This is a genomic window from Streptococcus oralis (genome assembly GCF_016127915.1).
In the GTDB taxonomy this organism is placed as follows: domain Bacteria; phylum Bacillota; class Bacilli; order Lactobacillales; family Streptococcaceae; genus Streptococcus; species Streptococcus oralis_BO.
Genome location: NZ_CP066059.1, coordinates 659,335 through 685,469, shown reverse-complemented (window position 1 = coordinate 685,469; position 26,135 = coordinate 659,335). Strand labels below are relative to the sequence as shown.

19 protein-coding genes are annotated in these 26,135 nt (G+C 41.8%); 16 read left to right on the top strand and 3 right to left on the bottom strand.

The window, feature by feature from the left end:
- Positions 1-5: 5 nt before the first annotated feature.
- The 14 genes from fmt (at position 6) to cas6e (ending at position 16,683) form a co-directional block, all read left to right on the top strand.
- A complete protein-coding gene (gene fmt / locus I6H78_RS03285) occupies positions 6-941 on the top strand; it encodes a methionyl-tRNA formyltransferase (protein WP_198460024.1) in 936 nt (311 codons plus the stop codon).
- Positions 934-2,247, top strand: coding sequence for a 16S rRNA (cytosine(967)-C(5))-methyltransferase RsmB (gene rsmB, locus I6H78_RS03280; RefSeq protein ID WP_198460022.1), 1,314 nt, complete (start codon positions 934-936; stop codon positions 2,245-2,247). Before fmt ends, rsmB begins: the two co-directional genes overlap by 8 nt.
- A gap of 15 nt (positions 2,248-2,262) precedes the next feature.
- Complete coding sequence (locus I6H78_RS03275) at positions 2,263-3,003, top strand: Stp1/IreP family PP2C-type Ser/Thr phosphatase (protein ID WP_000401527.1); 741 nt, start codon at positions 2,263-2,265, stop codon at positions 3,001-3,003.
- Entirely contained in the window at positions 3,000-4,901 is a 1,902-nt protein-coding gene (gene pknB, locus I6H78_RS03270; RefSeq protein WP_198460020.1) for a Stk1 family PASTA domain-containing Ser/Thr kinase, read from the top strand. The genes I6H78_RS03275 and pknB overlap by 4 nt, the downstream gene beginning before the upstream one ends.
- Before the next feature lie 87 nt (positions 4,902-4,988).
- On the top strand, positions 4,989-5,747 hold the full coding sequence (locus tag I6H78_RS03265) for a threonine/serine exporter family protein (protein WP_049519326.1): 759 nt from the start codon (positions 4,989-4,991) through the stop codon (positions 5,745-5,747).
- A 1-nt stretch (position 5,748) separates the two neighbouring features.
- Positions 5,749-6,204, top strand: coding sequence for a threonine/serine exporter family protein (locus I6H78_RS03260; protein WP_044021233.1), 456 nt, complete (start codon positions 5,749-5,751; stop codon positions 6,202-6,204).
- A 118-nt stretch (positions 6,205-6,322) separates the two neighbouring features.
- On the top strand, positions 6,323-7,495 hold the full coding sequence (locus I6H78_RS03255; protein WP_198460018.1) for a hydroxymethylglutaryl-CoA synthase: 1,173 nt from the start codon (positions 6,323-6,325) through the stop codon (positions 7,493-7,495).
- A complete protein-coding gene (locus I6H78_RS03250) occupies positions 7,495-8,769 on the top strand; it encodes a hydroxymethylglutaryl-CoA reductase, degradative (protein WP_198460016.1) in 1,275 nt (424 codons plus the stop codon). Before I6H78_RS03255 ends, I6H78_RS03250 begins: the two co-directional genes overlap by 1 nt.
- Positions 8,770-9,201: 432 nt before the next feature.
- Positions 9,202-11,982 (top strand): CRISPR-associated helicase/endonuclease Cas3, encoded by a 2,781-nt coding sequence (locus I6H78_RS03245; protein ID WP_000038362.1) that lies wholly within the window; start codon positions 9,202-9,204, stop codon positions 11,980-11,982.
- A complete protein-coding gene (locus I6H78_RS03240; RefSeq protein ID WP_000086037.1) occupies positions 11,969-13,636 on the top strand; it encodes a type I-E CRISPR-associated protein Cse1/CasA in 1,668 nt (555 codons plus the stop codon). The genes I6H78_RS03245 and I6H78_RS03240 overlap by 14 nt, the downstream gene beginning before the upstream one ends.
- A 9-nt stretch (positions 13,637-13,645) precedes the next feature.
- Positions 13,646-14,239, top strand: coding sequence for a type I-E CRISPR-associated protein Cse2/CasB (casB, locus tag I6H78_RS03235; RefSeq protein WP_000893380.1), 594 nt, complete (start codon positions 13,646-13,648; stop codon positions 14,237-14,239).
- Complete coding sequence (cas7e, locus tag I6H78_RS03230) at positions 14,229-15,302, top strand: type I-E CRISPR-associated protein Cas7/Cse4/CasC (protein ID WP_000210568.1); 1,074 nt, start codon at positions 14,229-14,231, stop codon at positions 15,300-15,302. Before casB ends, cas7e begins: the two co-directional genes overlap by 11 nt.
- A 9-nt stretch (positions 15,303-15,311) precedes the next feature.
- A complete protein-coding gene (gene cas5e, locus I6H78_RS03225; protein WP_000849181.1) occupies positions 15,312-16,031 on the top strand; it encodes a type I-E CRISPR-associated protein Cas5/CasD in 720 nt (239 codons plus the stop codon).
- Between the two features lie 4 nt (positions 16,032-16,035).
- On the top strand, positions 16,036-16,683 hold the full coding sequence (gene cas6e, locus I6H78_RS03220) for a type I-E CRISPR-associated protein Cas6/Cse3/CasE (RefSeq protein WP_000275970.1): 648 nt from the start codon (positions 16,036-16,038) through the stop codon (positions 16,681-16,683).
- A 2,726-nt stretch (positions 16,684-19,409) separates the two neighbouring features.
- Here cas6e and I6H78_RS03215 read toward each other — a convergent pair.
- Both I6H78_RS03215 and I6H78_RS03210 read right to left on the bottom strand, forming a co-directional pair.
- Positions 19,410-20,375 (bottom strand): LacI family DNA-binding transcriptional regulator, encoded by a 966-nt coding sequence (locus I6H78_RS03215; RefSeq protein ID WP_049479116.1) that lies wholly within the window; start codon positions 20,373-20,375, stop codon positions 19,410-19,412.
- Entirely contained in the window at positions 20,356-21,810 is a 1,455-nt protein-coding gene (locus I6H78_RS03210) for a sucrose-6-phosphate hydrolase (RefSeq protein ID WP_198460014.1), read from the bottom strand. Before I6H78_RS03210 ends, I6H78_RS03215 begins: the two co-directional genes overlap by 20 nt.
- Before the next feature lie 377 nt (positions 21,811-22,187).
- On the opposite strand from I6H78_RS03210, the gene I6H78_RS03205 reads away from it, so the two are divergent.
- Both I6H78_RS03205 and scrK read left to right on the top strand, forming a co-directional pair.
- Entirely contained in the window at positions 22,188-24,074 is a 1,887-nt protein-coding gene (locus I6H78_RS03205) for a sucrose-specific PTS transporter subunit IIBC (RefSeq protein ID WP_198460012.1), read from the top strand.
- Between the two features lie 158 nt (positions 24,075-24,232).
- A complete protein-coding gene (scrK, locus tag I6H78_RS03200; RefSeq protein ID WP_084860218.1) occupies positions 24,233-25,120 on the top strand; it encodes a fructokinase ScrK in 888 nt (295 codons plus the stop codon).
- A gap of 46 nt (positions 25,121-25,166) precedes the next feature.
- On the opposite strand, the gene I6H78_RS03195 is transcribed toward scrK, so the two are convergent.
- The gene (locus tag I6H78_RS03195) at positions 25,167-25,784 is read right to left on the bottom strand and encodes a TVP38/TMEM64 family protein (protein WP_061421318.1); all 618 of its coding nucleotides are present in this window, start codon (positions 25,782-25,784) and stop codon (positions 25,167-25,169) included.
- Positions 25,785-26,135: the final 351 nt, after the last annotated feature.

The window sequence follows — 26,135 nt, the reverse complement described above, 5'->3', positions numbered from 1 at the left end:
AAAAAATGACAAAACTAATCTTTATGGGGACACCCGACTTTTCAGCAACAGTTTTGAAGGGGTTGTTATCAGATGATCGTTACGAGATTCTAGCTGTTGTAACCCAGCCAGACCGCGCTGTCGGCCGTAAAAAAGTCATCCAAGAAACCCCAGTCAAGCAGGCTGCCAAAGAAGCAAATCTTCCTATCTACCAGCCTGAAAAATTATCTGGAAGTCCAGAGATGGAAGCCATTATGAAGCTAGGAGCGGATGGGATTGTGACTGCTGCTTTTGGACAATTTCTCCCAAGTAAACTCCTTGATAGCATGGATTTTGCGGTCAACGTTCACGCTTCCCTTCTTCCAAAACACCGTGGTGGCGCCCCCATTCATTATGCCTTGATTCAAGGGGATGAGGAAGCTGGTGTGACCATTATGGAGATGGTTAAGGAAATGGATGCAGGAGATATGATTTCTCGTCGTAGCATTCCTATCACAGATGAGGACAATGTCGGCACCTTGTTTGAGAAATTAGCGATTGTTGGTCGTGACTTGCTTTTGGATACGCTACCTGGCTACCTAGCAGGAGAAATCCAACCTGAACCACAAGATCCTAGTCAAGTCACTTTCTCGCCAAATATCAAGCCAGAAGAAGAGAAACTCGATTGGACTAAAACCAATCGCCAACTCTTCAACCAAATCCGAGGGATGAATCCTTGGCCTGTTGCCCATACTTTTCTCAAGGGAGACCGCTTTAAGATTTATGAGGCCCTACCAGTAGAAGGTCAGGGAGTTCCAGGTGAAATCCTCTCTATTGGCAAAAAGGAATTGATCGTCGCAACGGCTGAAGGAGCTCTGTCTCTCAAGCAAGTGCAGCCAGCTGGGAAGCCTAAGATGGACATTGCTTCCTTCCTCAATGGAGTTGGACGGACATTGACTGTAGGAGAACGATTTGGTGACTAAAGTAGAAACAGCTAGAAGTGTCGCTCTTGAGGTGCTAGAGGATGTTTTTGTCCATCAAGCATACTCCAATATTGCCTTAAATAAACACCTCAAAGGGAGTCAACTCTCAGCAGCAGACAAGGGCTTGGTGACCGAGCTGGTCTATGGAACGGTAGCCCGAAAACTGACTCTGGAATGGTACCTATCCCACTTTATCGAAGACCGGGATAAGCTTGATAACTGGCTCTATATCCTGCTCCTTCTGAGTGCTTACCAACTCCGCTATCTGGATAAGGTTCCTAATCATGCTGTGGTTAATGAAGCAGTGGAATTGGCTAAATTACGTAAAAAAGGCAGTGAGAAATTAGTCAACGCAGTCCTTCGTCGTATTTTACGAGAAGGCTGGCCAGATGTTGACAGCATCAAACGCAAAAACAAGCGTGATTCCATTGCCTATTCTCTCCCAGTTTGGCTAGTATCTAAGCTCAAGGAAGAGTACGGGGAAGAGCGAGCCCAAGCCATTTTTGAAAGCCTTTTGGTGCGTAACAAAGCCAGCATCCGGGTGACTGACTTGAGCCGAAAAGAGGAATTCAAAGCTGTGTTAGAGACGACTGATTCCCCTTTGGCGGCCACTGGTCTGGTCAAGGAGCAAGGCCACTTTGCAGGTCATGATTTGTTCGCAGAAGGGGCTATAACCATCCAAGACGAGTCCAGTCAATTGGTTGCTCCGACTCTTGATCTACAAGGTGATGAACAGGTTCTAGATGCCTGTGCGGCTCCGGGTGGGAAAACAGCCCACATTGCTTCTTACCTCACATCTGGAAAGGTGACGGCTTTGGATCTTTATGACCATAAGTTGGACTTGATCCAAGAAAATGCGGAGCGTTTAGGTGTGGCAGATCAAGTGCAAACGCAAAAATTGGATGCCAGAAAGGTGCATGAGTTTTTTGAAAGGGACTCTTTTGATAAGATTTTGGTAGATGCTCCCTGTTCTGGGATTGGACTCTTGCGCCGCAAACCAGACATCAAATACAATAAAGAAACAGCAGATTTCACGTCCTTACAGGAAATTCAGCTGGAAATATTAGGTAGTGTTTGTCAAACGCTACGAAAAGGTGGTATAATAACTTATAGTACCTGTACTATTGTCTCTGAGGAGAACTTTCAAGTCGTTGAGGCGTTTTTAGAAAGTCATCCCGAGTTCGAGCAGGTTAAACTAGAACACGAATGTAAAGATATCCTGAAAGATGGCTGCATCCTGATCACTCCTGAATTGTATGGAAGTGATGGATTCTTTATCAGCCAATTTCGCAAGATATCAGAATAGGAAGGAACTGACACAATGGAAATAGCATTATTAACAGATGTTGGTCAGAAACGGACAAATAATCAGGACTATGTCAATCACTTTGTCAACCGAGCAGGACGCACTATGATCATCTTGGCTGACGGGATGGGAGGGCACCGTGCAGGAAATATCGCTAGTGAGATGGCGGTAACAGACCTTGGTGTGGCTTGGGTGGATACCCAAATTGACTCAGTCAATGAAGTTCGTGAGTGGTTTGCCCACTACCTGGAGATTGAAAATCAAAAAATTCATCAACTAGGTCAGGACGAAGCCTACAGAGGTATGGGAACAACGCTAGAAGCTGTTGCGTTTATTGACAACCAAGCCATCTATGCTCATATTGGAGATTCTCGTATCGGTTTGATTCGTGGAGAAGAATACCACCAGTTGACGAGTGACCATTCCTTGGTTAATGAATTGCTCAAGGCTGGTCAATTGACTCCAGAAGAAGCAGAAACTCACCCTCAAAAGAATATCATCACCCAGTCTATCGGACAAAAAGATGAAATCCAGCCAGATTTTGGGATGATTACACTGGAGTCAGGAGATTATCTCTTGCTCAATAGTGATGGTTTGACCAATATGATTTCGGCAAGCGAGATTTATGATATCGTAACCAGCGATATTTCCCTAGCAGACAAGGCGGCAACCCTTATTCGTTTCGCTAACAATGCAGGAGGTTTAGACAACATTACGGTTGCCCTTGTTTACATGAACGAGGAGGCAGCAGAATGATCCAAATCGGCAAGATTTTTGCCGGGCGGTATCGGATTGTCAAGCAGATTGGTCGAGGAGGCATGGCAGATGTTTACTTGGCCAAGGATTTGATCCTAGACGGGGAAGAAGTGGCAGTGAAGGTCCTGAGGACCAACTACCAGACGGACCCGATTGCTGTGGCACGTTTCCAGCGTGAAGCGAGGGCCATGGCGGATCTGGACCATCCTCATATCGTTCGGATAACAGATATTGGTGAGGAAGACGGTCAACAGTACCTAGCTATGGAATACGTAGCAGGTCTTGACCTCAAGCGTTATATCAAAGAACACTATCCTCTTTCAAATGAAGAAGCAGTTCGGATCATGGGGCAAATCCTCTTGGCCATGCGCTTAGCCCATACTCGAGGAATTGTTCACCGGGATTTGAAACCTCAAAATATCCTCTTGACACCAGACGGCACAGCTAAGGTCACGGACTTTGGGATTGCAGTAGCCTTTGCGGAGACCAGTCTGACCCAGACGAACTCAATGCTGGGTTCTGTTCATTATTTGTCACCTGAGCAAGCACGTGGTTCTAAAGCGACCTTCCAGAGTGATATCTATGCAATGGGGATTATCTTCTATGAGATGCTGACGGGACATATCCCTTATGATGGGGATAGTGCGGTTACGATTGCCCTCCAGCATTTCCAGAAGCCACTACCGTCCGTCATAGCTGAAAATCCATCTGTCCCTCAGGCTTTAGAAAATGTTGTCATCAAGGCAACTGCTAAGAAGTTGTCAGACCGTTATCAGTCTGTTTCAGAAATGTATGTGGACTTGTCAACTAGCTTGTCTTATAATCGTCGGAATGAACCGAAACTGGTCTTTGACGATGCGAGTAAGGCAGACACTAAGACTTTACCTAAAGTTCCACAAAGTACACTGACATCGATTCCTAAAGCTCCGGCGCAGGAAGAACGCCCTCAGCCAAAGAAACCAACTCAACCAGTGGCAGAGCCGGCTCCAGCGCCAAAGCCAGCCAAGAAACGGAAGTTTAAGGCTCGCTATATGATTCTTTTGGCCAGTCTTCTATTGGTTGCAGCCTCTTTGGTCTGGATTTTGTCAAGAACACCAGCAACGATTGCTATTCCTAACGTGGCTGGACAAACCGTTGCAGAGGCTAAGGAAGCTCTTAAAAAATCCAAGTTTGAAGCCGGTGAAGAAAAGTCAGAAGCCAGCGATACCGTAGCAGAAGGACGTGTTATTCGAACGGATCCAGAAGCTGGTAGTGGCCGAAAAGAAGGAACCAAGGTCAATTTGATCGTTTCTTCTGGTAAGCAATCCTTCCAATTAAGCAATTATGTCGGACGCAAGTATACGGAAGTTGTAGCTGAACTCAAGGAGAAGAAGGTTCCTGAAAATCTAATCAAGATGGAAGAGGAAGAATCCAATGAAAGCGAACCTGGAACCGTCCTCAGACAGACCCCTGCATCGGGTTCGACCTATGATCTCTCAAAAGCCACTACGATTACTTTAACAGTAGCTAAGAAGGTGACTAGTGTCAGCATGCCGAACTACATTGGTTCAAGTCTCGAGTTTACAAAGAATAACTTGACTCAGATTGTCGGTGTGAAGGAAGCAAATATTGAGGTTGTAGAAGTATCGACTGCTCCTGAAGGAACGGCAGAAGGAACTGTTGTAAGCCAAACGCCAAGAGCAGGAGAACAGGTTGATCTTGCAAGTACGCGTATCAAACTTTCTATCTACAAACCAAAAACACCACCATCAACTTCATCCTCTAACCCTGCCCAACGTGGGAACCAGGGTTCTCCTACAAGTCCAAACCAGGGGAACCAACAAGGAAATCAACAAGGGAATACTCCTTCTAGCAGTTCATCCAATAGTGAAGGAACTCACGAAAGTTCTCGAGATTAAACGAATCTTTGTCATGATTTCATGACAAAGATTTTTTTTCACAAGATTTTGTGATAAAATATAGGAAGTAGGAAAAAGGAGGAGAAAATGGACGAATCGAGAGAGTTAAATGCTGTCATTGATGTGATTATGCTAGCTGGAACCATTCTCTTGAAAAGTGGTTCGGAGATTCATCGGGTTGAGGACACCATGATTCGCATTGCCCATTCACAGGGAATAGTGGATTGCAATGTTCTTGCCATGCCCGCAGCTATTTTCTTTTCGATTGAAAACACCAATATTTCTCGGATGAAACGGGTGACATCATCCTCCTATAACATCGAAAAAGTCTGTGATGTCAACCAAGTATCACGAGAACTTGTTGGAGGGCAGATTGATCTCTCGACAGCCTTTAAAAAGCTCAAAGAAATCGGCAATCAAGCCCTTCCTTATAGCAAGCTCCAAGTGACTGTAGCAGCGACCCTCAGTGCCCCTTTCTTCTCGATTATGTTTGGGGGCAATGTCTATGACGCTTTTGGTGCGGCTATTGCGACTTTATTTGGATTTGCCTTCTCTCTCTATGTAGAGAAGTTTGTTCGCATTCCTTTTGTAACGGCCTTTGCGGGTGCCTTTGTTTTTGGATTGATCGCCCAGTTCTGGGCCCGCTATACAGGATTTCCTTCGACGGCAGACCTGATTATAGCAGGAGCGGTCATGCCCTTTGTTCCAGGGATTGCTCTGACAAATGCGGTACGGGATATCATGACCAACCATATCAACTCTGGTATGAGCAAGATGTTTGAATCTCTGCTCATTACCCTTGCTTTAGGGGCAGGCACCTCTGTCGCCCTGGTTTTGATGACATAAGATGACTCTAACAAGTATTTTGCTCCAAGCAGTGGCGAGTTTACTCGCCATTATCACCTTTCTAATCGTACTGAATGTTCAACGCTCCATGCTCCTACCTGGTGGTATTTTGGGAATGGGTGTTTGGCTCCTCTATCTCGTCCTCAAAGAACCAACCAATGTTATTGTCGCGACCTTTATCGCAGCAGTAATTGGCTCTTGCATCAGTCAGATTTTAAGTATTGTCTACAAGACACCAGCGGTGGTCTTTGTCTTGGCCATTCTTGCCCCCTTGGTGCCAGGTTATTTATCCTATCGAACGACAGCTTTCTTTGTGACAGGCGATTACAGCCATGCAATTGCTAGCGCGACTTTGGTGGTTATGTTAGCTCTTGTTATTTCTATTGGAATGGCAAGTGGAACGGTAATTCTAAAGCTTTATTACTACATCCGAAAACAACGAGGAATCTCTTCCTAATACAATCAAAGCAAAGACTTGATTTGTTGAATCAAGTCTTTTTTCTCTCTTTTGTTCCTATTTGTGATAAAATAGAATGAAACGATTTTTTACAATGAATGAAAAAACAGAGGTAAATATGACAATCGGTATTGATAAGATTGGTTTTGCGACCAGTCAATATGTCTTGAAATTACAAGACTTAGCAGAAGCGAGGGGAGTTGACCCCGAAAAATTTAGCAAGGGACTCTTGTTAAATGAAATTAGTATTGCGCCACTGACTGAGGACATTGTTACCTTGGCAGCTAGTGCAAGCAACTCTATTTTAACAGACAAAGAAAAAGAAGAAATCGATATGGTCATCGTGGCGACCGAGTCAGGGATTGACCAGAGTAAGGCAGCGGCAGTCTTTGTTCATGGCCTATTAGGCATTCAGCCTTTCGCCCGTAGCTTTGAAATCAAAGAAGCCTGCTATGGAGCGACAGCTGCCCTTCATTATGCTAAATTGCATGTAGAAAATTCTCCAGAGTCTAAGGTTTTGGTAATTGCCAGTGATATTGCCAAGTATGGTGTGGGAACTCCAGGTGAACCAACTCAGGGTGCTGGAAGTGTAGCGATGCTAATCACTCAAAATCCACGCATCATGACCTTTAACAATGATAATGTTGCCCAAACGAGAGACATCATGGATTTCTGGCGTCCGAACTATTCAAGTACTCCTTATGTAAACGGCATGTACTCGACCCAACAGTATCTTGATTGCCTGACAACGACTTGGGATGAATACAAGAAACGCTATGATTGGACTATGGATGACTTTGCAGCTATCTGCTTCCACTTGCCTTATCCTAAGTTGGCCCTAAAAGGCTTGCGCAAGATGATGGACAAAACTTTGTCTAAAGAAAAACAGGATAGTTTGCAAGAAAACTTTGACAAATCAATTCTCTACAGTCAGATGATTGGGAATATCTACACAGGTTCCCTCTTCCTCGGCCTCCTCTCTCTTTTGGAAAATGCAGAGACTTTGAAGGCTGGAGATAAAATTGCCCTCTACAGTTACGGAAGTGGAGCGGTTTCAGAGTTCTTTAGTGGAGAGCTGGTCGAAGGCTATGAGGCTTACCTTGATAAGGATCGCTTGAGCAAGCTCAAGCAACGTACAGCATTGTCTGTTACAGACTATGAAAAAGTCTTCTTCGAAGAATTGCAGTTGGATGAGTCTGGCTCAGCTCAATTTGCAGGTTATGAACATCAAGACTATGCCTTGGTTGAAATTGTCGACCACCAACGCCGTTATAGCAAGGTTGAAAAATAATGAAGATAAGTTGGAATGGATTTTCTAAAAAATCATATCAAGAGCGCCTGGAGTTGTTGCGAGCTCAGGCGCTCCTTAGTCCTGAAAAGCAAACCAGTCTGGAGCAGGATGAACAAATTAGCTTGGCAGTTGCAGATCAGCTGAGTGAGAATGTGGTAGGAACTTTTTCTCTGCCTTATTCCATCATTCCAGAGCTTTTGGTGAACGGTCAGGACTACACAGTTCCCTATGTGACAGAAGAACCGTCTGTGGTTGCTGCGGCCAGCTATGCCAGCAAAATCATCAAGCGAGCAGGTGGCTTTACTGCTCAAGTACATGAGCGCCAGATGATTGGTCAGGTAGCCCTTTATCAAGTTGCTGACCCTGAACAAGCGCAAGAGAAGATTGCCAGCAAGAGAGCCGAACTCTTGGAACTTGCCAATCAAGCCTATCCCTCCATCGTCAAACGTGGTGGCGGGGCGCGTGATTTGCATGTAGAGCAGATCAAAGGTGAAACAGACTTTCTCGTTGTCTATCTCCATGTCGATACCCAGGAAGCTATGGGAGCCAATATGCTCAACACCATGCTGGAAGCCTTGAAGCCAGTCTTAGAAGAACTCAGTCAAGGACAGAGTCTTATGGGAATTTTGTCCAACTACGCGACTGATTCTCTGGTGACAGCAAGTTGTCGTATCGCCTTTCGCTACTTGAGTCCCCAAAGGGACCAAGGACGAGAAATTGCGGAGAAAATAGCCTTGGCTAGCCAGTTTGCGCAGGCTGATCCTTACCGAGCGGCTACTCATAATAAAGGGATTTTTAACGGTATTGATGCCATTTTGATTGCCACTGGTAATGACTGGCGTGCCATCGAAGCTGGGGCCCATGCCTTTGCCAGTCGAGATGGACACTATCAAGGTCTCAGTCGATGGAGTCTAGATAGGGACACAGAAGAATTGGTCGGTGAGATGACCCTGCCCATGCCGGTAGCGACAAAGGGTGGCTCTATCGGACTCAACCCTCGTGTAGCCCTCAGTCATGAACTACTAGGAAATCCTTCTGCCAAAGAATTAGCTCAGATTATCGTGTCCATCGGCCTTGCCCAAAACTTTGCGGCCCTCAAAGCCTTGGTAAGTACGGGAATCCAGCAAGGTCACATGAAATTACAGGCCAAATCCCTAGCGCTCCTAGCAGGTGCTAGTGAGTCCGAGGTTGCTCCCCTCGTTGAGCGCCTCATCGCAGATAAAACCTTTAACTTAGAGACAGCCCAGCAATATTTAAAAGTCTGGCGGTCTTAACCAGTTGAAACCGTGGTATTAGTCTCAAAAAATGAAACATAAGGAAAACAAGTTCATTGTCAATTGAAAAGTCTCACATAGAACGAAGAACAGGAGAGGATTACATTATTCTCTCTTTTTTGATATTTGAATCACAGAGAATGTACCCATTTTCAACAATACAATCCTTTACAGTTAATTTAAGGGAAATATCATCCATTTCTTACTTTAGGGTATGGAAGTGAAGCAATTCTATGGTGAATGGTTTTATAGTAATAAAGATCATTCTAGTAATGTTTTAAAACTCCTCTAAAAGGGATTTTCCCATTCTTATGTTTACACTACTTTAGAAAACAGCATGTTTTTGTAACCCCTTCCATGTTTGTTGTTGTATTTTAAAACTTTTAGGTATAAAATGGAAATATATAAAATGGGATGAAGAGGGGATGAATCATGTCTAAGAAAAAGTCCGATACTCTTTGGGCTAAGAAAAAGGAAGAAAATGGTAGATTTTTTTGGTTACCCTTGTCTCAGCATCTAGAAGATACAAAAAATATAATTGGACTTCTCTGGGAGCATTGGTTAAGTGAGGGGCAAAAAAAACTGATTGAGGATTCTCTGGATTCAGTAACACATGATGGCGGTTTAGGGAAACGACTTGCACAATTTTTAGCTGCTGTTCATGATATCGGGAAAGCAACTCCAGCTTTTCAAACTCAAAGAGGATTTGCAAATTCAGATGATTTGGATATTCAACTATTAGAAAAATTGGAGCAGTCAGGATTTACTAAAATTAGTTCACTTCAACTATCATCACCAAAAAAGAGTCATCACAGCCTTGCAGGTCAATATTTGCTATCTAGTTATGGTGTTCAAGAGGATATTTCGACTATTATTGGTGGACACCATGGACGACCGATTGATACGATTGAGGATGTAAAAAATCAAGGGAGCTATCTTTCAAACTATTTTCAAAATGAAAGTAAGGAGAGTGCTATCCATAAGAATTGGGATTTGGTTCAAAAAGAAATCTTCAACTGTGCTTTAGATGAGTTGGGGTTTGACTCTGTGAGAGAGCTTCCTAAAATTAAACAGCCAGCTCAAGTTATCTTATCAGGATTGCTGATTATGGCTGACTGGATCGCTAGTAACGAGCACTACTTTCCTTTATTGAGTGTCAATGAAAAAGAGGAGGTAGATAAGTTAAGACGCCTTCAAGATGGGTTTGAAAGGTGGAAAAAAACTAGTTTGTGGCAACCTAAATATATCTCAAAACCAGATAGTCTCTATAAGGAAAGATTTGGATTTGAACCTAATAATGTTCAATCAACCTTATCTCATGTTATTACTCAAATATCTAAACCTGGGATTGTAGTTCTAGAAGCACCAATGGGGTTAGGGAAGACAGAAGCTTCATTGATTACAGCAGAGCAGTTAGCTACTAAGACGGGAAGAAGCGGTCTTTTTTTTGGTTTACCAACTCAGGCGACATCGAATGGGATTTTTAATCGTATTGAAAAATGGGTTGAAAGTTTAAAAGATGATTCTGAAGACATACTATCTATTCAGTTGGTACACGGGAAAGCAGCTCTAAACGAAGATTTTTTAAAACTTAAAGCTAATACATTTAATTTTGACGATGTAGAAAATGGTAGCGTTATCATTAATGGATGGTTTTCTGGGAGAAAGACTTCGGCTTTAGATGATTTTGTAGTGGGGACTGTTGATCAGTTCTTAATGTTAGCATTGAAACAAAAACATTTAGCTTTGCGTCATCTAGGTTTTAGTAAAAAGGTTGTTATTATTGATGAAGTTCACGCCTATGATGCTTATATGAGTCAATATTTGATGGAGGCGATAAAATGGATGGGAGCCTATGGTGTTCCAGTAGTCATTTTGTCAGCGACATTACCTTCTCAACAAAGAGAAAATATCCTTAAAAGCTATATGTCTGGGATGGGGATCAAATGGCGAGATATTGAAAATACGGACCAATTAAAGACAGACGTTTATCCTTTAATCACTTATAATGATGGCTCAGAGATTTATCAAGTTACAACATTCAATAAGCAAAACATAAAAGACATTCACATCATTCGTTTACAAGAAGAGCAGTTATTGGGAACTGTTAAAGATGCCCTTGAGGGCGGTGGAGTAGTTGGAATCATTGTCAATACAGTGAGAAGATCCCAAGAGTTGGCAAGAAACTTTTCGGAAATTTTTGGAGATGATATGGTGGAATTACTTCATTCCAGTTTTATTGCGACCGAAAGAATCCAAAAAGAGAAAGAATTATTACAACAAATCGGAAAAAATGTAGACCGTCCACATAAGAAAGTTATCATTGGAACTCAGGTGATTGAGCAATCCTTGGATATTGATTTCGATGTGATGATAAGTGATCTGGCACCTATGGACTTGCTAATACAACGTATTGGACGACTTCATCGACACCAAATAGACCGACCTCAAAAGCATAAAATAGCTAGGTTTTACGTTTTAGGAACTTCCCAAGAGTTGGATTTTGAAGAAGGAAGTAGTTTTGTTTATGGTGATTATCTGTTAGCCAGAACTCAGCACTTTTTACCAGATATCATGAGATTACCAGATGATATTTCACCATTAGTCCAGAAAGTTTATAGTCCAGATTTTACAATTGAGTTTTCAAGTCAGGAATTTCAGCAAAAATATTTAGATGCTAAGACGGAGCATGATGTCACGATTAAGAATAAGGAAACAAAGGCAAGAACATACCGTATCAATGATCCTGTCTTAAAAATATCGAGACATAGAAACAATAGTCTGATTGGTTGGTTGAAGAACCTGCATCCAAACGATAGTGAAGAAAAATCTAATGCTCAGGTTCGTGATGTTGAAGATACAATTGAAGTGATTGCTTTAAAAAAAATGTCTGATGGCTATAGCTTATTTATTGAAAATCAAGATATATCTCAGAATATTGATAATCCTTTGGTCGCTAAAAAAGTAGCACAAAATACTTTACGACTTCCTATGAGTTTATCCAAGGGCTATAATATCGATCAAACTATTGAAGAGCTTGAAAGGTATAACAACAGCTATTTAAGTCAATGGCGAAATTCATCATGGTTAAAAGGAGCTCTCGGGATTATTTTTGATGAAAACAATGAGTTTATTCTCAATGGGTTTAAACTCTTATATGATAAAAAATATGGGATTACAACGGAGAGGTTAAATAAGAATGAGTCGATTTAATTTACTAGATGAACCCTGGATTTCTGTCGTTTATGATGAAAAAGGAACAACAAAAGAAGTTTCCTTGCAGGAATTATTTATAAATGCTCATCAGTACAAAGATTTAGCAGGAGATACAAAAACGCAAGATTTTGCTGTGCTGCGAGTTTTGCTGGCTGTGTTACATACTGTCTTTTCACGCTTTGATGCAGATGGTAATGTCTATGAGTATCTGGCAGTAGATGAGCGGTTTAAACAAATTGAGCCTGTGGAAGAATCTGATATTGCTGACTATCAGGATGATTTATATGATACATGGATAGATCTTTGGGAAAGTGGTAAGTTCCCAGACATTGTTAGTCATTACCTAGAAAAATGGCGGGATCGCTTCTACTTATTTGATAAGGAATATCCATTTTTTCAAGTTAGAAAAGAGGATATTGTAGCAGACAAAATTAGTAAAGCAAAAGCAAGCAGTATCTCTGGGAAAAATATCAATAGAACGATTTCAGAGAGTGAGAATAAGTTAGCCTTATTTTCCCCAAAGAATAGTAAAAATAAAGAACAACTGACTGCTTCCGAAGTTACACGATGGCTTTTAACTTTTCAAGGGTACTCAGGATTATCCGATAAAGTTATTTTTGGAAAAGAAAAATATAAAGTGTCAAAGGGCTGGTTGTTTGATATCGGGGCAGTTTTTATACAGGGAACTTCTTTATTTGAAACGCTGTTACTAAATTGTATCTTGCCATTCTATGATCATGGTAATTTAGAAAGTATTCAATGTCCCTGTTGGGAATTTGCTAGTTCTGATAATATTAATCGCTATTTGTTTGGTAGTGAATGTACAGATTTAGCTAATCTGTATACGATTTGGAGCAGAGGGATTTATATTGATCCAGAATATGATTTAAATAAGCCTTTCTCTTTTGAGATTGTAAAATTACCCGAAATTAATCATCGGGACAATTTTTTAGAGCCGATGACAACATGGAAATATAATACTACAGGAGAAAATAAAGATAGCTATACTCCTAGGAAACATCTCTTGAATCAATCGTTGTGGCGGTCATTTGGTTTGCTAGCAGTAGAAGATAGAACAGGGCACTTTAGAAAACCGGGAATTATTGATTGGCTCGGAGATATAGGTGACATAATAGGAAATAGATTATTTAATATTATTTCCATTAGTATGCAGGATGATGGAAATGCTACTTCATGGCTTCCAACTGATGAAGTTATTGACTCTATACTTATCAATGATTTAGTTTTGGCGGATTTTAATGAGAGTGGTTGGGTACCACGTATTAATGAGGTGGTAGAAGAAACAAAAACTGTCATTTCCAAAGTATATAAACGCTATATAGAGGAACTAAAAGAAATCAGGAATATCTCAAACAACAATTATACTAATCAGATGGTTGAAATGCTCTATTTCAAAATCGATCACCCTTTTCGAGAATGGTTATCCAGTATCCTACCAGATGATGAAAAGGATCCTAAAATCAAAGAATGGAGAGATTTGCTGAAAAAAATGGTTAAAGCTGAAGCAAAGAGCATCTTAGGTCACGGAGGAACTAGGGACTACCTCGGCATTGAAAAAGATGGTCGAATAAAAAATATTGCAACTGCCTATAATTCATTTGAATATTTGCTTCATCAACAATTAAAATAGGAGGTGTGTGTGTTGGAACAATCCAAACAGACAGTTGGTTCTGTCACAAAAAGAATTATTAGACAATTGAGTTATGAGTTGGAGTCACCATTGAGTAAAGCCGCACTGGCCAAAATTAGAAAAACGTTGGGTAAACCCTTGAGCGATGCAACAGATATCTGGCCGATTTTATTTGAGCATTTACCAGAGGAGTTCGTCAATTCATACCAGCAGCCTAGCTATGAGGAGTTAGCGATTTATACAGCTATCCAATTTTACGCCTTACATCAACAAGGAACTTCAACCAGTGTGATGTTAGATGAGCCCGATACTTATCAAAATATCGGTTCTGCTCTTAGTCAACTTCGAAAAGGAGATGACACGACAGCCATTGACAGAAGGTTCAATGTTATGATTACATCATCAACTTTTGAAGAGTTGATCTACCATTTACGCCACATGATGATGTTGCTCAAAACAAAGTCTCCTGCTACAAAGGTTGATTATGCTAAGTTAGCTGAAGACTTGTATTGGTTTTTAAAAAATGTACAAGAAAATCTTCGCCTAAATTGGGCAAGATCATATTATAAACAAATCAAAGGAGAAAAACACAATGACAACTAACCAACGCTTATTTTTAGATATTCATGCTATACAAACCTTGCCACCTTCAAATATGAATAGAGATGATACAGGTAGCCCAAAGACTGCTCAGTACGGTGGCGTAAAAAGATCGCGCGTGAGTTCTCAAGCTTGGAAGAGAGCTATAAGAGACTATTTTAATACTTATGGAGAACAGTCAAATGTCGGTGTCCGAACAAAAGACATTGTAAGGTATGTTGCGGGTAAAATTGTAGAACTAGATAATTCTATCAGTTTTGAAGATGCACTAACCAAAGCAGATACAGTCTTGATAGCTACTGGAATTAAGAAAAAAGGTAAAGTCAAGGCACTTTACTTTATGGGGGATAGACAAGCTGAGAAATTAGCTCAAGCAGCCTATGAAAATCTGACTGATAAAAAGGAACTTCAAAAACTAGCTAACTCAAATCCAGCCATTGATGTTGCTATGTTCGGTCGAATGGTAGCTGAAGATCCAGTTCTAAACGAGGATGCTTCCTCTCAAGTTGCTCATGCTATTTCAACACATGCTGTACAAACTGAATTTGATTTCTTTACTGCTATTGATGATTTAGCTCCAGAGGATAATGCAGGTGCAGGTATGCTGGGAACCATCGAATTTAACTCTTCTACGCTCTATCGTTATGCCAATGTTGCGATTCATGAATTATCAAAACAACTAGAGGATGAGAAATCCTTAAAGAACAGTTTGAATTTATTCATCGAAGCATTTGCAAATTCCCTCCCGACAGGAAAAGTGAATACTTTTGCCAATCAAACTTTACCGCAGGCTCTAATCGTTTCTTTGCGTGATGATCGTCCTGTTAATCTTGTCAGTGCTTTTGAAGAACCAGTTAAATCAACGGATGGTTATGTGGCGAAATCTATTGAAAAACTGTCTAAAGAGTATACAAGAGTTGAAAAATTCGTGAATAAACCACTTTTGACTTTCTATGTGACTTTGGATGAAAATGAGAGTTTAAAACAAATTGGTGAGGAAAAATATTCAGTTTCAGAATTATTAAAAGATTTTTCGGAAACCTTAGAACAATTCCTCAAAAAATAGGTGAATGGCATGAAGACTATTTTGTTGAAATTTGCTGGTCCTTTGCAATCTTGGGGGACAAGTTCACATTTCGAAACAAGACATACGGATTTTTATCCTTCTAAGAGTTCTGTTATTGGGTTGATTGCTTCAAGTCTAGGATATCGTCGAGACGATGATGAAAAAATTGTTCGTTTAAACGAGCTGGATTTTGCAGTTCGAGTGGATCAACAAGGAAATTTACTCAGAGATTTTCATATTGCACAGAAGTATACAGAAAAAGGAAAGTTTGAACGAAATTATGTCACAAATCGTTATTATTTAGAAGATGCTGTTTTTGTAGTGGCTCTTTCTCATAATAATGAGCAGTTTTTGGAAATGATTTTACAAGCTTTGAGAAATCCCTATTTCCAACCATTTATGGGAAGAAGGGCTCTGCCGTTGACTGCAGATTTTATCTTAGGTGAAACTGAGATTGGAGCAGTTGAAAGTTTGAGAACTCTTGAATGGCAAGCTTCACCATGGTTTATGAAGAGAAAGTTTATGGATGCCGTAACTTTAGAAATCTATTCTGATAGACATTTAACCGATAGAGGTATTTATCAATTGAGACAAGATGTTGTCAAGTCTTTTTCACAAAAGGGGAGAAGATTTGGCTATAGGTATGAAACTAGAGAACTGGTTCAAGTTCGGAATTCGTTTCGAGATAAAAATACGGCACATGATGTTTTTAAGAGTATAGGAGATTGATGGTATGTATATCTCAAGAGTAGAAATTGATCGGACCAATCGCCGAAAAATTAGGCGCTTAACACATATAGGCGCATATCATGCTTGGGTAGAAGAGAGTTTTCCAGAAGAAATGGAACAATCTATTCGAACAAGAAAATTATGGCGTATAGATCGTATCCAAGATAAAGATTACCTGATTATTGTTAGTAAAAATAAACCTGATTTACAAGGATTAGAAAAATATGGGGTTGCTGGTAGTGCTCAAACCAAGGATTATCAACAATTTTTAGATAACATCTATACTGGTAGCCGAATGAAATTTCGAGTGGTGCTTAATCCAGTTATTTCCTTAGTATCACCAGATAATCTTAAAAGAGGTATTGTAAAACCTCATATTACGAGTGAACATCAGATGAATTATCTAGTAGAACGCTCTGACAAAAATGGATTCTCACTGATAAAAGAAGATTTTTCAATCGTTGAACGTGGTTATGAGGTGTTTAAAAAAGCTGTTAAACCTATCCGATTGATAAAGGTTGTTTATGAAGGGGTCTTAACAGTTAGTGATGCAGATCTTTTTAAGAAGCTTTTGACTGAAGGAATGGGAAAGAAAAAAGCATACGGTTTTGGTTTAATGACCGTTATTCCATTGGGAAACGAATCATGGTAAAAAAAAGTGGAACGAAGAAAACATCTCTGCGAGAACTTCCTAAAATAAGTGATCGTGTCAGCTTTATTTACGTAGAACAGTTTTTCCCGCACACGCGGGGGTGATCCCCAAATCTTTTTCAGCGACGTATTCTGTACCACGTTTTTCCCGCATACGCGGGGGTGATCCTACCACTGCTCTTGCGATATTCTTTGCCAATCTGTTTTTCCCGCATACGCGGGGGTGATCCCGTGACTTTCCGTTTGGTGACTGATTATAGCCTATTTTTCCCGCACACGCGGGGGTGATCCCGGTGCAGTCAGCATCCTTGTCATTTTGGCAGGTTTTTTCCCGCAGAAGCGGGGGTAATCCTAACACGATTGACATTCCCATATTGAGTCAAATGTTTTTCCCGCACACGCGGGAGTGATCCCACAATTCACTTGTACGAACGGGGTGGATATCCGTTTTTCCCGCAGAAGCGGGGGTGATCCCAAGACTCTTACCATCTTCAAGATGTCTGATATATTTTTCCCGCACACGCGGGGATGATCCCAAGACCAGGATAAGCAAATCAAGGCACTTGAAGTTTTTCCCGCACACGCGGGGGTGATTCTACGATTGAAGATAATAAGAAAGAAACAAGTAAGTTTTTCCCGCATATGCGAGGGTGATCCTGGGTCTAAGAAAATGACCTTTTGAATGGTTGTGTTTTTCCCGCAGACGTGGGATTGATCCCATTTGCTTCTGACCGTTGAAATAGAAACCGTGGTTTTTCCCGCAGAAGCGGGGGTGATCCTGGGTATAGTAAAGAGGGCTTTTTAATGCCTTTGTTTTTCCCGCACATGCTGGGGTGATCCTGAGGGCTTGGTCATCGGTAAGAATGACGGTAGGTTTTTCCCGCACACGCGGGGGTGATCCCATGATTATGACTATCAATGACCATGAGGGTGAGTTTTTCCCGCATACGCGGGGGTGATCCTACGCAAGACGTTTCAAGTGCTGCAATCCTTACGTTTTTCCCGCACACGCGGGGGTGATCCTGCCCCGAAAGTCTTTCAAGGATTTCATGAACGGTTTTTCCCGCACACGCGGGTGTGATCCCGTCTTAAAACGCAAAATAAGGCGCTTGAAGCCGTTTTTCCCGCACACGCGGGTGTGATCCCAATATTTTAGAAATTTTCCTTTCTATTTTTAAGTTTTTCCCGCACACGCGGGTGTGATCCCAGTCCACAAGCGTAACTTTCCGTGTAACCCACGTTTTTCCCGCACATGCGGGTGTGATCCTGAGCTTGAGGCAGGTTTGCTCTCAAGTCCTAAGTTTTTCCCGCATACGCGGGTGTGATCCTAAAGAAATCTCAGACCGTCGCTACAAGTCAAAGTTTTTCCCGCACACGCGGGTGTGATTCTGTCAAAGTCATAGTGTTTTTTTGACTGCCTGAGTTTTTCCCGCACACGCGGGTGTGATCCTATTGTCAATGGACAAGAGATGACGGCAAAAGTGTTTTTCCCGCACACGCGGGGGTGATCCTCTTGCCTTGACATCAAGCTCTCAAAGGCGTTTGTTTTTCCCGCACACGCGGGGGTGATCCCAAACTCAGGTAAAGCTGTATTGATTTCGTCAAGTTTTTCCCGCACACGCGGGGGTGATCCTGGAAGAGTTGGGGGCTAAGTGGGGCCTCAGTGAGTTTTTCCCGCACACGCGGGGGTGATCCCAGCTACATCAGGAACTGCTCCAGCTTCAAGTGGTTTTTCCCGCACACGCGGGGGTGATCCTGGCGGAGCCGTCCGCTTGGTCATTTTGAAAAAGTTTTTCCCGCACACGCGGGGGTGATCCCTTTCGCGACATAAACGCTTAAATTTAAAATCCGTTTTTCCCGCACACGCGGGGGTGATCCGTAGTCTTTTGCGGTCTCAAAAAAAGACCTGGTGTTTTTCCCGCACACGCGGGGGTGATCCTGAGCCTAAAGCAATTTCAAAAACATTTAGGAAGTTTTTCCCGCACACGCGGGGGTGATCCCATTATGGATTTGCTTTATTATTATCTGCATTAGTTTTTCCCGCACACGCGGGTGTGATCCCGTGACCTTCCGCTTAATGACAGATTACAGCCCGTTTTTTCCGCACACGCGGGTGTGATCCTATCAGCATGACTGATAAAGACTTAAACACATTGTTTTTCCCGCACAAGCGGGTGTGATCCCCGCATCTTTCCGAATTGCTCGATTTGAGAGTTGTTTTTCCCGCATACGTAGGAGATTGACTACATAAAATGAGATATAAGAAAAATATCCCTATTGAAAACTGATAAATTAGAGATAGGAGTGTTTTAATATAGGGAAAAAGCATATTCTGTGTAAATGAAGATATCTTACATAACAAAGGAGAAGACAAGTAAATCGAATGAAGTCATCATGGAGACATTTGGTAACAATAACATCAGTTGGGTAAAAAACTTGTAGAAGAGCATAAGAAAATTTTTCTTGTATCTGTTGCCTTAGAGTGTTTCAGAACTAAATGTTCAACATTTTTTGATTGGAAAAACGAGACTAAAATCCTTCTGCCAAATCCCTAGCTCTCCTAGCAGGTGCTAGTGAGTCCGAGGTTGCTCCCCTCGTTGAGCGCCTTATTGCAGACAAAACCTTTAACCTAGAGACAGCTCAGCGCTATCTTGAAAACTTAAGATCATAAAAAAACTCAGACGAATTCGTCTGAGTTTTCTTGTGCTTTTAGATTTTCGAAGAGTATTAAATACTTTTTCCTGGTAATAGGGTGACTGGTAAGAAGTAACCAGTTGTCGCTACTTCCTTGCCTTCAATCTTCTGCAAGAGAAGATCAACAGTGAGTTGGGCAATCTCTTTCATAGGTTGCTTAATCGTTGTCAGGTGAGGATAGTAGTTTTCGATAAAGTAAGTCCCATCATAGCCGATGACCTTGAGCTCATCAGGAACAGAAATTCCCAGCTCCTGAGCGATTTTAATCACTAGGATAGCTGTCAAATCATCCGAAGCAAAAATCGCATCTGGTTTCTGATGGGTCAAGATATTCTTGATTTCCATTTCTTTTCGGACGGGAGAAAAGTCACTCGAAACATTGATAATAGGCGCTTTTGGGAGAACAGATGCAAAACCAGCGTGGCGCAGTCCAGTCGGTGAATTCGAGTTATCATTTCCTGTAATCATGATGATAGACTGAGCTCCTGTCTTGACTAAGGTTTGGGCGGCGAGGACTCCGCCACCGTAGTTATCAGAGGAGACGACAGGGATGTCTGGTGACAAGTTTCGGTCAAAGGAAATGATCGGTGCCGTCACACGATTGTAGTCTTCGATTCCCAAGTTGTGACTTCCAGAAATGATACCGTCGACCTGATTGGCCTCCAGCATTTCAATGTACTCCCGTTCTTTTTCAGAGTCATGTTCGCTGTTACAGATGATGGTCTTGTAGCCATTCTTGAAGAGTTGGTGTTCCAACTTGTCAATCAACTCCGCATAAAAGACATGACTGATGTTTGGAAAAATAAGTCCAATCAACTTGGCAGATTTTCCTTGGAGGCTTCGAGCCAGATTGTTGGGTTTGTAGCCCAATTCTCGCATGGCTTCATTAACCTTTTGAATGGTTTTCTCAGATAGATACCCCTTTTTATTGATGACCCGTGAGACGGTAGTGGGGCTGACGCCTGCAAGTTTTGCGACATCAGTTAGTTTTGCGACCATAATCTAATTCATAGTAAGTTCCAGTTGGGTTTCCAGATTTGATGAGGATACCATTTTGGTCCGCATGTGGGAAGACACGACCAGAAAATACTTTTTCTCCTTTATTGATGAAAATTTCAAAGACTGACTTGTCAATGAAGATAGTGGCAGTAGTAGTTTGGTTTTCGATAGGGCAAGAACGAGTCGTACCAAATTCTTGGGCGTACTGTTCACCAGCCTGACTACGATCCACTGTCACCTGTCCATTGACAAGGTCAAAGTTGATTGAAAGCCCCTTGCCTTCTTTATCAGCAAGTAAGACAATCTCGCTTTGGCTATTGGCCTCCAAGTTGAGCTCCAGTTCATAGGTGTTATTGGTTTGGGTATGATTTGAGAAGACCTCTTCAGAAGAACGAAGTTCTTTGACGGCTGAGACAGGATATTGGTATAGTTTGCCATCTTTGATAGTGAGTTCTTTGACTAATGAGAAGGTTCCTTGGTGGTCAAAACGGTCAGATGGGTAAGAAACATCTGGCAACCCAAGCCAACTTACTGCTAGTGCACGTCCATCTGGAGCGTTAAATGCTTGAGTTGCATAGGCTTCAAAACCATAGTCTAGATTTTGCAATGGAGACACATCTACCATTTTAGCATTTTCAGGATCAAAGGAAGCCCCGATTTTGTACATGTTTGGATAGATATTGTCATAGTCTAGAACAGCCTTATCCAATCCTTGTGGGCAGTAGAGAAGGACAGGTTGCTCCCCTACAAAGACTAGATTTGGACATTCCATCATGTAGGCAGTGCGGTCGTTAGCAAAGTTAAGGTCGCCAACTGCTTGCCAGTTTGTATAATCATTGTCCACAGCCTTGTAGAGACGGACGAAGCCTTTTTTCTCCAAGTCCTGTCCACCTACGATGGCAAAATATTGACCTTTAAAGTTAAAAATTTGTGGGTCGCGGAAGTGGTCAGTAGAGTCTGCTGGCTGGTCAATCAAGATCTTGTCAATCTTTGTAATCTTGCCATCCTTGTCCATCAAAGCGCCAATCTGGTATGGGTGACGGATCCAGTTTTCATCACGGACATTTCCAGTATAAAATAGGAACAACTGATCGCCAAACTGCATGGCAGAACCAGAGTAGGCACCGTGGCTATCCAATGGAGTATCTGGCAAAACTTTGACTCCAGTTTCTGTAAAGCGCACTAAATCATCACTTTCAAGCTGCACCCAAGACTTCAACCCATGGGCTGCGCCAAAAGGGAAGTTCTGGTAAAAGAGAATCCATTTGCCATCAAAATAAGAAAAGCCATTTGGATCATTGAGAAGCCCCATTTTAGGCTCGACATGGTAACGAGTATGCCAAGGAGATTGTGCCATCTTTTCCTTAATTTGCTTGATTTCATCACTAGACCAGTCTTCATAGCGTCTGTAACGGCGCTCAGTTGTCCATTCCATTTTATCTTTCCTCCATAAGTTCTATTCTATAATAATAGTAAACGTTTTCGACAAAAAAAGCAAGTCTTTTATGTTAAAAAAGAGAAAAATATGTCAAACGATTGCCAGAAATCAAGTAAAGGAAATCTGGCAAATTTTCACGAAAAAATGAAAGAAAATGTAAATAAAAGCCTTGATTCCTCAAGTATTAAGATATTTTTTTGAGGAAAAAGAGAATATCCCTCAAAAACGAGCAAAATTAATCAGAGAAAAAAGAAAGGGAATAAAAAATTCTGCAAAACGCTTGACATATTTTGGAAACGTGATAAAATAATAGTCGTAGGGCGAATAAAATCGCTTTCAAACAAGAACAAAATTTTATAAGGAGATTTTTGCAAATGAACAATCAGGATATTGCAAAAAAGGTCATCGAAGCCCTTGGCGGACGTGAAAATGTCAACAGTGTAGCCCACTGTGCGACTCGTCTACGTGTCATGGTCAAAGATGAAGGGAAAATCAATAAGGAAGTGATTGAGAACTTGGATAAAGTTCAAGGAGCTTTCTTTAACTCAGGTCAATACCAAATCATCTTTGGTACTGGTACAGTAAACAAGATGTACGACGAAGTGGTTGCACTCGGTTTGCCAACATCTTCTAAAGAAGACATGAAAGCAGAAGCTGCTAAACAAGGAAACTGGTTCCAACGTGCTATCCGTACTTTCGGTGACGTCTTCGTGCCAATCATCCCAGTTATCGTAGCAACTGGTCTCTTCATGGGTCTTCGTGGTCTCATGAACGCTCTTGGGATGACACTTCCAGAAGATGTTACCATTTACAGCCAAATCCTCACAGATACAGCCTTCATCATCCTGCCAGGTTTAGTTGTATGGTCAACCTTCCGCGTATTCGGTGGTAACCCAGCTGTTGGTATCGTCCTCGGTATGATGCTGGTTTCTGGTTCGCTTCCAAACGCTTGGGCAGTAGCATCAGGTGGTGAAGTAACAGCTATGAATTTCTTTGGCTTCATACCTGTTGTTGGTTTGCAAGGTTCCGTTCTTCCAGCCTTTATCATTGGGGTGGTCGGAGCCAAGTTTGAAAAAGCTCTCCGCAAAGTGGTTCCAGATGTCTTGGATCTCTTGGTGACACCGTTCGTGACACTTTTGGTCATGTCTATCCTTGGACTCTTTGTCATCGGACCAGTCTTCCACGTCGTTGAAAACTACATCCTTCTTGGAACAAAAGCGATTCTTGCCTTGCCATTTGGTCTTGGTGGTTTGGTCATCGGTGGGGTTCATCAATTGATCGTCGTATCAGGTGTACACCACATCTTCAACTTGCTTGAAGTACAATTGCTTGCTGCCGACCATGCCAACCCATTCAACGCTATCATCACTGCTGCTATGACAGCTCAAGGGGCTGCAACTGTTGCCGTTGGTGTTAAAACGAAGAATCCTAAACTAAAAACACTTGCTTTCCCGGCTGCTCTTTCTGCCTTCCTCGGTATTACTGAGCCTGCTATCTTCGGGGTAAACTTACGTTTCCGTAAACCATTCTTCCTTTCATTGATTGCTGGTGCTATCGGTGGTGGATTGGCTTCAATCCTTGGACTTGCTGGTACTGGTAATGGTATCACCATCATCCCTGGTACAATGTTGTACGTTGGGAATGGTCAATTGTTCCAATACCTTCTTATGGTAGCTGTATCATTCGTTCTTGGTTTTGCCCTTACTTACATGTTTGGTTACGAGGACGAAAAAGAAGTTGCTTCTGAAGTAGCGACAGAACGTTTGGTTCAAGAAGAAACAACTGGTAACATTCCAGTAGCTCCTCAAAATGAAACAATCCAAACTCCAATCGTTGGGGACGTAGTTGCTCTTGAGAATGTTAATGACCCAGTCTTTTCAAGTGGTGCAATGGGACAAGGGATTGCAGTGAAACCAAGCCAAGGCGTGGTTTACGCACCAGCTGATGCAGAAGTATCGATTGCTTTTGCTACAGGACATGCTTACGGTTTGAAGACAGCAAACGGAGCTGAAATCTTGATCCACGTTGGTATCGATACGGTGACTATGAACGGTGAAGGATTTGAACAAAAAGTTTCTCAAGGCGACAAGGTTAAAGCTGGTGATGTTCTTGGAACCTTTGACTCAAACAAAATCGCTGCTGCAGGTCTTGATGATACAACAATGGTTATCGTTACAAACACGGCTGACTACGCTTCTGTGACACCAGTCGCAAGTGGTTCAGTTGTCAAGGGCGACGCGATCATCGAAGTGAAAGCCTAATCCTCTTCAAAAATCAAATCTAAAAACAAAACGAACAAATATCATGTTTGTTCGTTTTTACTTGGATGGTAAGATTTACAGAGGAAAATCTAAAATATAGAGAAATCTAGACTTTCAAAATATGCTATAATAAAGAAAATAAAAACAAGAGGTTTATCATGACAAAATTATATGGAAGCTTAGAAGCGGGCGGTACAAAGTTTGTCTGTGCTGTCGGTGATGAAAACTTTAATGTTGTGGAAAAAACACAATTTCCAACAACAACTCCTATCGAGACGATCGATAAAACCATCGAATTCTTTTCAAAATTCGATAATCTTGCAGGCCTTGCTGTCGGTTCCTTTGGTCCGATCGATATCGACAAAAACTCAAAAACCTATGGCTTTATCACAACGACTCCAAAACCTCACTGGGCAAATGTAGACCTACTTGGTGCCCTACGTCGTGCCCTCAACGTACCCATGTATTTCACCACTGACGTAAATAGCTCTGCCTATGGTGAAGTGGTTGCTCGTAACAATGCTGGTGGCCGTATCGAAAACTTGGTTTACTACACGATCGGTACAGGGATTGGTGCAGGTGTTATCCAACGTGGTGAGTTTATCGGTGGTGTCGGTCACCCTGAAATGGGGCACTACTATGTGGCTAAACACCCAATGGATGTAGAAAAAGAATTTAACGGCGTTTGTCCTTTCCACAAGGGTTGTTTGGAAGGCTTTGCGGCTGGTCCAAGTCTTGAAGCTCGTACAGGTATTCGTGGTGAAAACATCGAACTCAACAGTTCTGTCTGGGATGTTCAAGCCTACTATATCGCTCAGGCTGCGGTCAATGCTACCGTGACGTTCCGTCCAGACGTTATCGTCTTTGGTGGTGGGGTTATGGCCCAACAACACATGCTGGACCGTGTGCGTGAGAAATTCACAGCTCTTCTCAATGGCTACCTACCAGTACCAGACGTGCGTGACTACATCGTGACTCCAGCAGTCGCTGGTAATGGTTCCGCAACACTTGGAAACTTTGTCCTCGCTAAGAGTGTCGCAAAATAAAATAAACAAAACATCCGCTTGGGAAACCAAACGGATTTTTCTATTCTCAAAACATCTGCCAGAAGAAATCAATGATATAGGTCAAGCCATATGTATAAACCACTAGGGTAAAGGGCTTGGTCAAAACGATGATAATCATATAGCGTTTGAAGGTCATCTTGGTCAGGGCAGCCAGCATACAGAGAAAGTCAGCCGGGCTAACTGGCCAGATCATCATAAAGATAAAGAACCGTTCGAAACGATTGCCTTTATCTAGCCAACCGATGTACTTGTCATAGGTGCGCTTGCTGACGACCGACTGAACAAAGGCAGCTCCATAGAGACGTACCAGGTAAAAGATAATGGCACAGCCAATCACGATGCCGACATAGTTATAGATGGTTCCGATGATGTGGCCGTAAATAAAGACCCCAGCCACTGAGGTCAAAGCTCCCGGAATGATCGGAACGACGGTTTGTAGAATCTGTAAAAAGATAAAGAGTGGTGGCCCCCAAACCCCAGCTTGCTGGATAAAGGCTGATAGGGTTTCCTTGGACTGTAAGACTCCTGCTTGATAGGCCCAAATACAGAAAATCAAGGTGCCGACTCCCCCAACGATAGATGAAATATTGATGACTTGCTGTAGAAGGGGAGAAACAGCTTTCATTTGCTTATCCTGTGACATGTAAACTCCTCATAGATAGTATGATTCTACTATACCATATTTTGATAATAAAGACTAATCTAAGTTCTAGATATTTTAGACCTTATTCTAAGTATCGGATGAGTCAGTTCCCTAAAGTTTAGATGTATTCTAAACTTAGAATGATAAGAAATACATAAATTTATGAGTATTCTAACCTTCGAATGGTCTATCTGAGAAAGTTTTGAGGTCTTCGAGCTTTCGAATAGTCGTCTTTCCTAAAGTTTAGATGTATTCTAAAGCAAGAAAAGTTAAAATCTAAAAATAGTAAGAATCTCTAGCTGGCAGACGGATATGTTTTCAGTCAGATAGGGATTTTTTATTTTAGAAATA